This window comes from Gemmatimonadales bacterium (assembly GCA_036265815.1).
In the GTDB taxonomy this organism is placed as follows: domain Bacteria; phylum Gemmatimonadota; class Gemmatimonadetes; order Gemmatimonadales; family GWC2-71-9; genus CAVVWJ01.
In genome coordinates, this window is sequence record DATAOI010000049.1 from 1 (window position 1) to 12,411 (window position 12,411).

12 protein-coding genes are annotated in these 12,411 nt (G+C 69.8%); 6 read left to right on the forward strand and 6 right to left on the reverse strand.

Annotated elements, in window-relative coordinates:
* The 5 genes from VHR41_10090 to trpC all read right to left on the reverse strand — a co-directional run.
* Window positions 1-1,023 (reverse strand): HD domain-containing phosphohydrolase (locus VHR41_10090; protein ID HEX3234535.1); only part of this gene is annotated, 1,023 nt, incomplete at its 3' end.
* A complete protein-coding gene (locus VHR41_10095) occupies window positions 1,020-2,717 on the reverse strand; it encodes a HEAT repeat domain-containing protein (GenBank protein HEX3234536.1) in 1,698 nt (565 codons plus the stop codon). The genes VHR41_10090 and VHR41_10095, both read right to left, overlap by 4 nt.
* A complete protein-coding gene (gene trpB, locus VHR41_10100) occupies window positions 2,714-3,916 on the reverse strand; it encodes a tryptophan synthase subunit beta (protein HEX3234537.1) in 1,203 nt (400 codons plus the stop codon). Before trpB ends, VHR41_10095 begins: the two co-directional genes overlap by 4 nt.
* On the reverse strand, window positions 3,894-4,538 hold the full coding sequence (locus VHR41_10105; protein ID HEX3234538.1) for a phosphoribosylanthranilate isomerase: 645 nt from the start codon (window positions 4,536-4,538) through the stop codon (window positions 3,894-3,896). Before VHR41_10105 ends, trpB begins: the two co-directional genes overlap by 23 nt.
* Window positions 4,528-5,316 (reverse strand): indole-3-glycerol phosphate synthase TrpC, encoded by a 789-nt coding sequence (gene trpC, locus VHR41_10110; GenBank protein HEX3234539.1) that lies wholly within the window; start codon window positions 5,314-5,316, stop codon window positions 4,528-4,530. Before trpC ends, VHR41_10105 begins: the two co-directional genes overlap by 11 nt.
* A 74-nt stretch (window positions 5,317-5,390) precedes the next feature.
* Between trpC and lexA the strand changes: the two genes are divergently transcribed.
* Window positions 5,391-5,999 (forward strand): transcriptional repressor LexA, encoded by a 609-nt coding sequence (lexA, locus tag VHR41_10115; GenBank protein ID HEX3234540.1) that lies wholly within the window; start codon window positions 5,391-5,393, stop codon window positions 5,997-5,999.
* Here the strand turns inward: lexA and trpD are convergent.
* Window positions 5,983-7,044, reverse strand: coding sequence for an anthranilate phosphoribosyltransferase (trpD, locus tag VHR41_10120; protein HEX3234541.1), 1,062 nt, complete (start codon window positions 7,042-7,044; stop codon window positions 5,983-5,985). The two genes, lexA and trpD, sit on opposite strands and share 17 nt — an antisense overlap.
* Before the next feature lie 135 nt (window positions 7,045-7,179).
* On the opposite strand from trpD, the gene truA reads away from it, so the two are divergent.
* The 5 genes from truA to VHR41_10145 are packed head-to-tail and all read left to right on the forward strand — an operon-like array spanning window position 7,180 to window position 12,403.
* Window positions 7,180-7,983: a tRNA pseudouridine(38-40) synthase TruA gene (gene truA / locus VHR41_10125; GenBank protein HEX3234542.1), complete on the forward strand. Its 804-nt coding sequence runs from the start codon at window positions 7,180-7,182 to the stop codon at window positions 7,981-7,983.
* Entirely contained in the window at window positions 7,973-9,403 is a 1,431-nt protein-coding gene (locus tag VHR41_10130) for a trypsin-like peptidase domain-containing protein (GenBank protein ID HEX3234543.1), read from the forward strand. Before truA ends, VHR41_10130 begins: the two co-directional genes overlap by 11 nt.
* Complete coding sequence (gene purB, locus VHR41_10135; protein HEX3234544.1) at window positions 9,400-10,839, forward strand: adenylosuccinate lyase; 1,440 nt, start codon at window positions 9,400-9,402, stop codon at window positions 10,837-10,839. The genes VHR41_10130 and purB overlap by 4 nt, the downstream gene beginning before the upstream one ends.
* Window positions 10,836-11,756 (forward strand): phosphoribosylaminoimidazolesuccinocarboxamide synthase, encoded by a 921-nt coding sequence (locus tag VHR41_10140; protein HEX3234545.1) that lies wholly within the window; start codon window positions 10,836-10,838, stop codon window positions 11,754-11,756. Before purB ends, VHR41_10140 begins: the two co-directional genes overlap by 4 nt.
* Window positions 11,753-12,403 (forward strand): phosphatidylserine decarboxylase family protein, encoded by a 651-nt coding sequence (locus VHR41_10145; GenBank protein HEX3234546.1) that lies wholly within the window; start codon window positions 11,753-11,755, stop codon window positions 12,401-12,403. The genes VHR41_10140 and VHR41_10145 overlap by 4 nt, the downstream gene beginning before the upstream one ends.
* Window positions 12,404-12,411 lie beyond the last annotated feature (8 nt).

Here is a 12,411-nt window from a genome sequence, read left to right on the forward strand (position 1 = left end):
TTGCCGTGGCCGGATGGTCTTGGGATAGCCGCTCAGGTCGGTCTTCATGTGATGCTCGTGGGCCACCAGGATGGACCGGTAGGGAGTCTCCTCGTGCGCCCGCATGCCGAAGAGGGTGATCGCTCCGAGCCAGGGGTGGGCCTGCATTACCCGCCACTCCTGCTCGTCCAGACCGGTGGTCTTGTTGAGGATGGTGACGGGCACCCGGGCTTTGCCCACGTCGTGCAGCAGCGCCGTCATTCCCAGGTCGTAGAGCTGGATCCGGGGGAAGCCCAGCTTCTTCCCCAGCGCCACCGAGAAGATGCAGACGTTGACCGAGTGGGTGAAGGTGTACTCGTCATAGTCGCGGATGGTGGTGAGTCCCACCACCGAGGTCTCGTTGTTGAGCACCTGGTCCACGATGAGCTGCACCGCGCGCTTTACCTTCTTCACGCTGGTGGCGCGTCCCAGGCGGACACCGGTGATCACGTCCTTGGTGACCGCGACGCCCTGGGCGTAGACCCGCTTGGCCGCCTCCTTGGCCTGCTCCGCGTCGGGATCGTGCTGGGTGGCGTGCTCGATCTCGAGCCCCTTGACCTGCCCCGCGTCCAGGCGCGCGAAGAGCTCCTCGAAGCGCTCCTCCGGCTGGCCCCGTTCGGACAGACTGAGCAGCAGGCTCAGCAGGATCTGCCACTCCCGGCGGTTGGCGGTGGAATGGATCCGGAGGGCGCCGATGTCGAAGGCGCGGAGGACGGCGAGGATGTGGCTGAAGGAGGCGTAGTTGTCGAGCTCGAGCCGGAGCCGGGTGGCATTCACGAAGATGAAGTCGCCCGCCAGCCGCAGCTCGAGGTCGTTCTCCACGGCCAGCAGCCCGCGCGCGGCGGTGTCCAGGTCGTCGAGCGCCTTCTGGACGGTTGCGTTCTCGACCGGGTAGAGCTTGAGGCTCCGGAGCGCGGTATAGAGCGCCAGCAGCAGGACGCGACCACCGTGGCGGAGCTGGCCCTCCGGCGCGGCGCGGGCGGTGGCGTCGGCCGGCTGGGTCACGTTCCGGTCTCCCGCAGGGCGCGGTTCACGGCGTTCCGCACTACGGGATCCTTGTCGTCGGCCGCGCGCTGCAGCAGCTCGCGGGCCTCCGGGGTGCGGATCTTCCCGAGCGCGATCGCGGCGCAGGCGCGGACCTCGGATGACTGCTTCATCCGCAACATCCCACGCGGCAGCAGTAAGGCGCTGAGCGGCTTGAGGCCGCCAGCGCCCGCGATCGCGCCGTAGGCCTCGAAGAAAGCCATCTTCTCGGTGAGATCCATCTCCTTCACCGCTTTGCCCAGCACGATCGCCTCCACCCGGCGTTGCGCGCCCTTGTATCCCCGGCTCCCCACCACCCGGACGGCCGCCAACCGAACCCCCCGATCGTCGTCGTCCAGTGCCTTGTCGATCAGGGTCATGGCGGCCGGCGTGGCCAGTTGCGCGAGCGCCTGCACACTCGCGAGCCGAACCGCGGGCAGCGGATGCACCACCGTCTCCCCCAACCCGGGGACTGTCTGATGCAGGCCGAGCCGACCGCAGAGGGTCACCACGGGCGCGAGCGCGGGCGACTCTGGATCCTTGAGGATGCGCAACACTTCCGACGGGTGGCTCTCGGCCAGGCGGTCGGCTACGCCCTCGAGCAGCGTGCGCAGGGGCGCGGAGGAAAGATTGGGAATCCAGGTGAGGATCGGCTCCAGCGCCGAGGCGCGGAGCTCCCGCAGCAGCTCGGCCACGTGGGCTTCGCCGGCCAGCGCGGGGGCCTCGTCCAGCGATTGCAGGAGCTGGCTCACGATCGCCGCCTCGCTCAGCTTGGCGACGAAGCCCGTGAGCCGCTCCTTGTGCTCCTCTCGAAGCGCCGAGATGCGTTGTGCCAGCTGCCCGCACTCGCGCAGGATGCTGGCGGCGGTCCGGAAGTCCCCCAGGTTGAGGAAATTAGGAAAGAGATGCTCGACGGCGCTGAGGATCTCACCCCGGATCTCGGGTTCGTTCTGCATCTCGAACAGATCGAACAGCACGTTCAGGGACGCGCCGCGCACGTCTCGGGCGTACTCCTCCTCCACCGCCCGGGCCACCTGGTTGATCTCCTTCTCGTCCAGGAAGTAGAGGGTGGCATCGAACTCGTCGAGGTCGACCACTCCCTTGGGCCGGGGAGGGGCCTCTTCGGCCGCCTGGGCGTGGCGTTGTTTGGCGGCCTGGTCGTCAGCGGCGCCCGCGGTCGCATAGGTGCCGGTCTGCTCCGGCAGCGCGCCCCCGCCCTCGCCGAAGAACTCGATGAACTTGTACTGGATGAGGTCGAATTCCTGCTCCCATAAGAGCGTGAGGAGGTCGTCGCCCGCATCGGCCGCGAGGAAGCGCGCGCGGTTGATCGTCTCCAGGAATCGGGGCAGCTCGTCGAGCTCGGCGCCGTGGGAGATGGTGAGCGAGCGCATCCCGTCCTTGAACAGGCCCCAGGCGAGGCTCTCGCTCTTGTTGAGCTGGTGGTACACCACCTGATCTTCCCAGATGAAATCCGTCTCCGCCACCGTGAGGACCAGCTGATCCAGCGCGGCCCAGACCGGAATGAAGGCGGACCGCAGGTTCTCCGTGGCCCGCTGATAGATGGGATTGTTGGGCAGATACATGTGGTACGCGCGGAGCGCCTTCACCAGGCCGTTGATCAGCTCCGAGATCTGGGACGCGGGAAGCACTTCCGCCGCGGGCTGGCCGGCCGTCACGCGGGTGGCCTCAGCAACTGCGCCACGTGCGCCACGTCCTTGTCGCCGCGCCCGCTGAGACAGAGCAGCACCAGCGCACCGGCCGGCCAGCCTCCCGCCATCCGACGGACCCAGGCGAACGCATGCGCCGTCTCCAGCGCGGGGATGATCCCCTCGAGCCGGCACACCGCCTGGAATGCATCGAGCGCTTCGGCGTCGGTGGCGGACTCGTACGCCACTCGTCCGCTGTCGTGCAGGTAGCTGTGCTCCGGTCCCACCCCGGGGTAGTCCAGACCGGCCGACACCGAGTGGGCGGGTGCCACCTGCCCGTCCGCGTCCTGCAGCAGATAGCTCAGGCTGCCGTGCAGCACCCCGGGCGACCCCGCCTCGAGCGTGGCGCTGTGCAGGCCCGAGGCGAGGCCCTCGCCCGCCGCCTCCACGCCCACCAGCCGCACGCCGGTGTCGTCCAGGAATCCGGCGAAGATCCCCATCGCGTTGGACCCGCCGCCAACGCATGCGACCACGGTGTGGGGCAGCCGCCCGTAGCGGGCCAGCACCTGGCTCCGCGCCTCGCGTCCAATCACCGACTGGAAGTCGCGCACCATGCGGGGGTAGGGATCGGGTCCGACCACCGAGCCGATGATGTAGTGGGTCGTGGGAACGTTGGTCACCCAGTCGCGCAGCGCCTCGTTGGTGGCATCCTTGAGGGTGCGAGTGCCCGAGCCGACGGGCACGACGGTGGCACCGAGCAGCTCCATCCGGTAGACGTTGAGTCGCTGCCGGGCCACATCCTCCTCGCCCATGTACACCACGCACTCGAGCCCGAAGCGAGCGCACACCGTGGCCGTTGCCACACCGTGCTGGCCCGCGCCGGTCTCGGCGATGATCCGCCGCTTGCCCATCCTGACGGCGAGCAGCGCCTGCCCGATCGTGTTGTTGATCTTGTGCGCGCCGGTGTGATTCAGGTCTTCCCGCTTGAGCAGCAGGGTGGCGCCGACCTCGGCTCCGAGCCGCACGGCCTCGGTGATCGGCGACGGGCGCCCCACGAATTCAGTCAGCAGCTGCTCGTATTCGGCCCAGAACCCCGGGTCACCCCGCACGCCGTCGTAGAGCGCCGCGAGATCGTCCAGCGCGGCAACCAGCGTCTCGGGGACGTAGCGGCCGCCGTATGGTCCGAACCGGCCGGCGACCGCCCGCTCAGGTGATGGGGCTAGGGCCAAACAGCGCCTCCAGAAAACTCGAGATTTTGTCGGGGTCCTTGATGCCCGGAAGGTACTCGACCCCTGAACTTACATCGACCACCTCGGGTCGAACGAGTGCCACCGCCCGCGCCACGCTCCCCGGGCTCAGCCCTCCGGCGAGGACCATGGTGTCGCCGGCCAGCCGCGCACGGGCCTCCCGAGCCAGGGCCAGGTCCAGCGAAACGCCCGTCCCGCCCAGAGCATGCGGCACGAGAGGCTCCACCAGCACGGCATCCGCATCGCTCGCCGTCTCCGGAAGCGAGTCCAGGTCGCCGGGCGCGGCGATGCGGGCGACCCGCCACACCACCAGCCCTTCCGCCCGCAATCGGACCGCCGCCGGACGGGAATAGGGCCCGTGCAGCTGGGCCCCGGACAGGCCGGCGGTCCGGCTGATCCGGAGAATCTCCTCGACCGATTGGGTGTCGTAGACTCCGAAGACGGGGACCCCGTTCGCACCGGCGGTCACTTCGGCGGCCCGTTCAGGGGTGACCATCCGGTGTCCAACAGCAAAAACGACGCCCAGGAACGAGGCGCCGGCATCGGCGGCCGCGCTGGCATCCGCCGGCCGGGTGAGCCCGCAGATCTTGGCCCTAACGCGCATGACGCGGGATCCGGCAGAGCCCGGCCATCAGGCCGTCGGGATCGAGGGCGGCCGACAGCGCGGTTCCGATCAGGACAGCGTCGGCACCCGCCGCCGCGGCCCGCTCCACATCGGCCACGGAGGCCATCCCGCTCTCCGCCACGGCAACTCGATCGGCCGGGACCGCCTGGATCACGCGCCACGCGGCCGCGGTATCGATGGCGAACGAATCCAGATCGCGGCTGTTGATGCCCAGGATCCCCGCCCCGACAGAGAGCGCCCGCTCCAGCTCCGCCGGGGTATGTACCTCCACCAAGGCATCCAGCCCGTACTCCCTCGCGGTGGCGAGCAGGAGCTCGAGGCGCGTCGGCTCCAGCGCACGCACGATCAGCAGCACCGCCGCCGCGCCGGCCGCGCGGGCCTCCACGATCTGCAGCTCGTCCAGGATGAAGTCCTTCCGGAGCACCGGCACACCTGCCCGAGTGGCGGCGGTACGGAGGTCATCCACCGAGCCGCCGAAGAACGGTCCGTCGGTCAGCACCGAGATGGCGGCCGCGCCGTGTCTGGCGTAACGCGAGGCCCGCTCCCCCGGGTCGAGATCATCCCGGATCGTGCCTGAGGACGGCGACCGGCGCTTCACCTCGGCGATCACCGCGACGCTCTGCCGCCGGAGCGCGCCGGCAAACGAAGGCGGCGGTGCGGCGTCTCGCGCCTCCCGCTCCAGCGCGCTGCGCCGGCGGCGGAGCCCAGGGAGCTGGTCCCTGGTCGAGATGAGGATCTGGTCCAGAGTGACGGGCATCTTGTCCTTCGGCCGGTCTTCGGGTACTGTTATTCGGGCTCTATTCGGTCGACCGCTGCTGAGGAGGAATCCCGATGCCCCTGACCAAGCGCCAGAGCGAAATTCTCTCCTACCTGCAGGGACACATCCAGGAGCACTCCTACGCGCCCAGCTTCGAGGAGATCGCCGAGCGATTCGGATTCCAGTCCCTCGCCACGGTACACGAGCATCTGACCAATCTCGAGCGCAAGGGCTACATCCGCCGTTCCTACAACGAGAGCCGCTCCATCGAGGTGCTGCCGCCGCGTGGCACGTCGGCCGCCAGTGAGATTCCCCTGCTCGGCAAGGTCGCGGCGGGCACCCCCATCGAGTCGCTCATGCACCAGGAGACCATCGCCGTTCCCGATCAGATGTTGCCGCGCCGGGGGCCGAACTACGCGCTTCGAGTCCAGGGGACGTCCATGATCGACGAGCATATCCTGGACGGAGATCTGGTCGTGGTGCATGGCAAGCAGAGCGCGGAGAACGGCGAGATGGTCATCGCCCTGGTCAACGGGAGCGAAGCCACCGTGAAGAAGTTCTACCGGGAACCGGGTGGCTGGATCCGCCTTCAGCCGGCCAACGCCTCCATGCAGCCGATGCGCTTTCAGGAGCGGGACGTCCTGATCCAGGGCGTCGTGGTCGGAGTCATCCGCAAATACTGAGCGTTTCGCTCTCGCCCCGGGGCGCTGCGGCTCTCAGCCGGTGCAGGGCCTCCATTCCTGCCCCACCGTGCAGCGCCTGTGCAGCGCGTGCGGCGGATTCTTCCAAGGACCAGCCGCGCCCCGACACGTAAAGCGCGCAGGCCGCGTTGAGCAGCACCGCGCAGCGCTCGACCGGCTCACCGCCACCCTGGAGCAGCCGCTCGATCCTGGCGGCGTTCTCCCCGGGCTCGCCGCCTGTCAGGCCATCCAGATCGTCGCAGCGGAGACCGAGCGCCGCGGGATCGATCTGCCAGTGATCGACCCGTCCCTCGCGCACTTCCCACACCTCAGTCCGTCCCGACGGGCTCACCTCGTCCATGCCCACCACGGCGTGCAGCACCAGCGCGTGGATCGCATCCAGACGAGCCAGCGCCGCGGCTACCAGCGGCGCCCGCTCGCGGTCGGCGACCCCGATGACCTGGCGTCGCGCACCCGCGGGATTCGCCAGCGGCCCCAGCAGGTTCATGATGGTGCCGGTCCCGAGCTCCCGCCGCACCGGTCCGACGTGACGCATCGCCGGGTGGTACATCGGAGCGAACAGGAAGACGATTCCGGTCCGCTCCAGCACCCGGGCCGCGGCCTCCGCCGGCAGATCGATTCGCACGCCGAGTGACTCGAGCACATCGGCGGAGCCGGAGCGGGAGGTGTAGCTCCGGTTGCCGTGCTTCGCCACCGGAACACCGGCGCCGGCGGCCACCAGCGCCGCGGCGGTCGAGATGTTCAGGGTGCCCACGCGACCCCCGCCCGTGCCGCAGGTGTCCACCAGCAGCTCGCCGCCGCCCACCTCCAGCCGCAGCATCGCGATGCGGAGCGCGGTGGCCGCGCCCGCGATCTCGTCCGCCGTTTCGCCCTTGGCCCGGAGTCCCATCAGCAGCGCGGCCGTCTGCACCGGGCTCGCCTCGCCCCGCATCAGCACGCCGAACGCGGCGGCGGCGGCGGCGTCCGACAGCGAGGCGCCGAGGGCCAGCTGGTGAAGGGCGAAGCGCAGCGGAGCGTCCTGGGTCACGATGCGTTACGCCATCGGAGTGGTAGGGAGTGAGCGAGTGCGAAAAAGTGTATCCGAGGAAGGGGCCTTTTGTCAATCGTGACAAGCATTTGCGTAGCTTGCTCGGGGGGTCTCGCGGCGCTAGATTTCGGGCCGATGAGCCGGAGCTTTCTCGCCACGCTGCACTACGACGGAACCGGGTTTGTCGGGTGGCAGCGCCAGCCCGCCGGCCGATCGGTCCAGGCCGAGTTCGAGCGCGTACTGGAGCGACTCTGCGGCCGGCGCCTGGTGGCCCACGCGGCCGGCCGTACCGACGCCGGCGTCCACGCCTCCGGCCTCGCCGTCAGCTTCTCGGCGCCGGCCACCTGGACCATCGGATCGCTCCGCCGAGCCCTGAACGCACTGCTCCCTCGCGACTGCTGGGTCGAGTCCCTCCATCTCATGCAGCCGGGCTTTCACGCCCGGAAGAGCGCCATCTCGCGACGCTACCGTTACGACATCGGCCTGGACGAGGCGTCCGCCTCGCCGTTTCGGCGGCCGTTCGAATGGGCCTTGGGGCGGCCGCTCGATGTGGATGCACTCGGCGCCACGGCTCGACTGGTCGCAGGCGAGCACGACTTCCGCGCCTTCGCCGCCAAAGGCGCCCCCAAGCCGCACTACCGCTGCCGGCTCGGCCTCGCGGAGTGGCGCGAGCGCTCGGAGGGCCGGGGCGTGAGCTTCCACGTGGAGGCCGATCGCTTCCTGCACCACATGGTGCGCATGCTGGTCGGGACGATGGTGGACGTGGGACTCGGCCGCCGGCCGGCGGAGGACATCGCCGGTCTGCTGGCGCGAGGGGACAACCAGGAGACCAGTCCTCCGGCGCCGCCCCAGGGTCTCTATTTCGTCGCCGCCACGTATCCTCCCGAGCTGTTCGCCGAGCTCAATGCGGAATCGCAGGCCGTGGCGCATGAGTCGTAGCGGCGCGGTCGTCCTGATTCTCCTGCTCGCCGGCTGCCGCGAGCGACCGGCAGCGGCGCCCGCGGCCAGCAGGCCGGCTCCCCTTCACACCACGACATCGGCGGCCCAGGCCACCGCCATCCGGGCGGATACGCAGGCGGCGGTGGCCAGCTCCCGGCGAACCGCCCTGGTCGCCGCGGTCGAGCGGGCCGCAGGTGCCGTGGTGTCGATCAACGTCACCTCGCACCAGCAGGCGCCACCCAGCTCGCCCTGGGATTTCTTCTTCGTGCCCGAGGGCGCGCGGGTGGTGCAGGGCTACGGCACCGGATTCGTGATCCGACCGAACGGCATCATTCTCACCAATCAGCACGTGGTCGCCAACGCCGACCAGGTGGTGGTGACGCTGACCGACGGCAGCGACGTCCGCGCCAAGGTGCTGGGCGAAGACCCGCTCACGGATATCGCGGTGCTTCGGGTCGACCGCCAGGGACTCCCGGTGGTCACCACGGGGCGCAGCACCGATCTCATGATCGGCGAATGGGTGGTGGCACTCGGCAATCCCTACGCCTACCTGCTGGGGAATGCGGAGCCGACCGTCACCGTGGGCGTGGTGAGCGCCACCGGCCGCAATATCCTGCCGAATCAAGAGCAGACCGGCCTCTACCTGGACATGATTCAGACCGACGCGGCCATCAACCCGGGCAACTCCGGCGGCCCGCTCACCAACGCGTTGGGCGAGGTGGTCGGCATCAACTCCTCCATCTTCAGCAACAGCGGCGGCTCGGTGGGGCTCGGGTTCGCCATTCCGATCGAGCGCGCCCTCCGAGTGGCCGACGAGATCATCCGCAACGGCGCGGTCCGCCGCGCCTGGGTCGGCCTGGATATCCCAGGTGCCGCGGCCATGCGGAATTGGAAGAGCCAGGGCGGCGTGGAGGTCGCGGGCGTGACGCCCGACGGGCCCGCGGCACGCGCGGGGCTACGCACCGGCGACGTGCTGGTGCAGGCCAATGGGCGGCGGCTCCGCAACTACCTCGATTGGGAGGCGGTCAAGCTCGATCTGCACGTGGGCGACGCGGTCGATCTCACCGTGCGGAGCGGCCGGGACACCAGTCAGCGACGGATCGTCACTCGCGACGTGCCCACGGTGACCGCGAAGAAGGTGACGGTTCTGCACGATCTCCAGCTGATCACGGTCACACCCTCGGTCCAGGCCGAGCGGGGGATCCGGAGCGAGCGCGGCGCGCTCATCTTCAAGATCTCGCCGGAGGTGAGCCAGGCCACCGGCCTGCAGCCCGGCGACGTGATCGTGGCGATCAACCGCACCGCGGTGCGGAATGGATCCCAGGTCGAACAGCTGCTCACCGCGCGCTCGGGCGAGCCGATCCGGGTCTACTTCGAGCGGGACGGTCAGATCACCTTCACCGACCTGGCTTTCCGATGACCGACGATCGCTGGCGCTCTCCACTCGGCACTCGCTACGCCTCCCCGGCGATGCAGACGCTGTGGGGCGAGCCCCATCGGATTGGTCTCTGGCGCCGGCTCTGGCTCGCGCTGGCTGAAGCGGAGCGGGAGCTGGGTCTGGATGTACCCGAGGAGGCGCTCGAGCAGATGCGGGCGCAGCTCGACACCGCCGACCTGGCCGCGGCGGCGCGGTACGAGCGCCGCTTCCGCCACGACGTAATGGCGCACATCCACGCCTTCGGTGAGCAGGCGCCGAAGGCGCGCGCCTTCCTGCATCTGGGTGCCACCAGCGCGTTCGTCACCGACAACGCCGACCTGATCGTCATGCGCGAAGGGCTCCGCCTGCTGCTCGGCCGGCTCCTCGCGGTGCTGTCGGCCCTCGAAGGATTCGCCCGGCGTACGGCGGCCATGCCCTGCCTCGCGTACACCCACTTTCAGCCGGCGCAGCTCACCACGGTCGGCAAGCGCACCACGCTCTGGATGCAGGACTTCGCCCTGGACGTGGAGGAAGTAATCCAGCGGCTGGAGACACTGAGATTCCGCGGGTGCCAGGGCACCACGGGGACGCAGGCATCGTTCCTGGAGCTGTTCCAGGGCGACCACGAGAAGGTCCGCGAGCTGGAGCGGCGGGTCACCCGGAAGCTGGGCTTCCGGGAGCAGTTCGCCGTCACCGGCCAGACCTACTCCCGCAAGGCCGACAGCATGGTGCTCGATGGGCTGAGCGGGATCGCCCAGTCGGCGGGGAAGATGGCGGGCGATCTCCGGTTGCTGCAGCACGAGGGCGAGCTGCTGGAGCCGTTCGAGTCGGAGCAGGTCGGCTCCAGCGCGATGGCGTACAAGCGCAACCCGATGCGGGCGGAGCGCATCAGCGGGCTGGCCCGGTTCGTCATCTCGCTCCAGGCCAACGCCGCCCACACCGCCGCGAGCCAGTGGCTGGAGCGGAGCCTCGACGACAGCGCCAACCGCCGGCTCACCCTGCCCGAGGCGTTTCTCGCGGCCGACGCCATCCTGATCCTGGCCACCAACATCGCGGCGGGGCTGGAGCTCAGAGAAGACGTGATTCGCCGCCACGTGGCCGAGCAGATGCCGTTCATGGCCACCGAGCGCTGGCTCATGCTCGGCGTGGCCGGCGGCGGCGACCGGCAGGCGCTGCACGAGGTCATCCGCCAGCACAGCCTCGCCGTCGCCGAGGCGGTCAGCCGGGGCGCCCCCAACGACCTGCTCGACCGGCTCGCGGCCGATCCGGCCTTTCGCTCGGTACCGGCCGCGGCGCTGCGCGCGGAGCTCGATCCCGCCAACTACACCGGCAGGGCCGCCCAGCAAGTGGGCGAATTTCTGGACGAGTATCTGGATCCCCTGCTCCGCCGGGCGCGTCCGCTCGCCGCGGAAGCCGAGACTGCGGAGGTGCGGGTATGACCGTCCTGGCGGAAAGCCGGCTGCCGCTCCCGCTGCTTCGCCGCGGCAAGGTTCGCGAGGTGTACGAGGTGGATGCCGAGCATCTCCTGATGGTCGCGAGCGACCGGGTGAGCGCGTTCGACGTGGTGATGCGCGAAGCGATTCCGAGGAAGGGCGCCGTGCTCACCCAGATCAGCGCCTTCTGGTTCGAGCGCCTCTCCGGAGTGGTGCCGTCACACTTTTTCACCGCGAGCACCCAGCGGATCCTCCAGCGGATCCCCGCGCTGGCCGGGCACGCCGCGGAGCTGGCGGGCCGCGCGATGCTGGTGCGGCGCACCGTCCCGCTGCCCTTCGAGTGCGTGGTGCGGGGCTACCTCTCCGGCTCCGCCTGGGCCGAGTACCGGAAATCGGGAACCCTGGCCGGTGAGACGCTGGCGCCGGGACTAATCGAGAGCGCCCGGTTGGAGCCGCCGCTCTTCTCCCCGGCCACCAAGGCGGAGACCGGACACGACGAGAACGTGACCTTCGGCGCCGTGGCCACGAGCCTGGGCGCCGAGCTTGCCGCCCGCCTTCGCGACGCGAGCTTCGCGGTCTACCGCGCGGGACGAGATTACGCCGCGGAGCGCGGGATCATCATCGCGGACACCAAGTTCGAGTTCGGGACCGACTCGGGCGGCACGCTCCGGCTGATCGACGAGGTGCTGACGCCGGACTCCTCCCGCTTCTGGCCGGCCGATCGCTACCAGCCGGGCCGGAGCCAGCCGAGCTTCGACAAGCAGCCGCTGCGCGACTACCTCGCGGGGTTGAGGACCGAAGGTCGTTGGAACGGCGAGGCTCCCCCGCCGCCGCTCCCGGCCGACGTGGTCGACGCCACCAGCCGCCGCTACCTCGAGGCGTTTCGCCTGCTCACCGGGCGCGACCTCGAGGACGAGGCATGATCCGCACGGCCCCGGAGGGCCGGTGGTTCATCCTCGGTGCCTGGGTTGTCGCACTCGCGCTGCTGTTCGCGGCGGCGCGTGCAGGTACGCTCGCCTGGTGGCTCGGAGCGATCGCCTGGCTGCTCCTGGCGGTGTGGGTCGTCGCCTTCTTCCGCGATCCCGAGCGCGAATGGGCCCGCGGCGAGCGCCTCATCGTGGCGCCGGCGGATGGCAAGGTGGTGAGCGTGGTGGAGGTCGACGAGCCGGCGTTCATGCGCGGCCGCGCCGCGCGGATCTCGATCTTCATGAACGTGTTCGACTGCCACGTGAACCGCTATCCGGTCGACGGGAGCGTCGCGTACCGGCACTACAATGCGGGTAGCTTCGGGCACGCAGCGGCGGAGAAGTCGAGTCTGGCGAACGAGCAGGCGTCGATCGGACTGGACACGCCGCGCGGCAAGGTGCTGGTGCGGCAGATCGCGGGACTGGTGGCGCGGCGGATCGTCACCGACCACCAGGTCGGGACGCCGGTCCGGCAGGGCCAGCGGATGGGGATGATCCGCTTCGGCTCGCGAGTGGACCTTTTCCTCCCGCAGGGAACCCGGCTGCTGGTGCACGTCGGGGAGACCACGCGGGTGGGGGTGACAGTGGTGGCCGAATGGAGCTGATCCCCCGA

Excerpts from the sequence above, each read along its gene's own strand:
- VHR41_10145 (HEX3234546.1), top strand. The coding sequence starts at position 11,753 with ATGATCCGCACGGCCCCGGAGGGCCGGTGGTTCATCCTCGGTGCCTGG.
- VHR41_10130 (HEX3234543.1), top strand. The coding sequence starts at position 7,973 with ATGAGTCGTAGCGGCGCGGTCGTCCTGATTCTCCTGCTCGCCGGCTGC.
- VHR41_10140 (HEX3234545.1), top strand. The coding sequence starts at position 10,836 with ATGACCGTCCTGGCGGAAAGCCGGCTGCCGCTCCCGCTGCTTCGCCGC.
- truA (HEX3234542.1), top strand. The coding sequence starts at position 7,180 with ATGAGCCGGAGCTTTCTCGCCACGCTGCACTACGACGGAACCGGGTTT.
- lexA (HEX3234540.1), top strand. The coding sequence starts at position 5,391 with ATGCCCCTGACCAAGCGCCAGAGCGAAATTCTCTCCTACCTGCAGGGA.
- VHR41_10105 (HEX3234538.1), bottom strand. The coding sequence starts at position 4,538 with ATGCGCGTTAGGGCCAAGATCTGCGGGCTCACCCGGCCGGCGGATGCC.
- trpC (HEX3234539.1), bottom strand. The coding sequence starts at position 5,316 with ATGCCCGTCACTCTGGACCAGATCCTCATCTCGACCAGGGACCAGCTC.
- purB (HEX3234544.1), top strand. The coding sequence starts at position 9,400 with ATGACCGACGATCGCTGGCGCTCTCCACTCGGCACTCGCTACGCCTCC.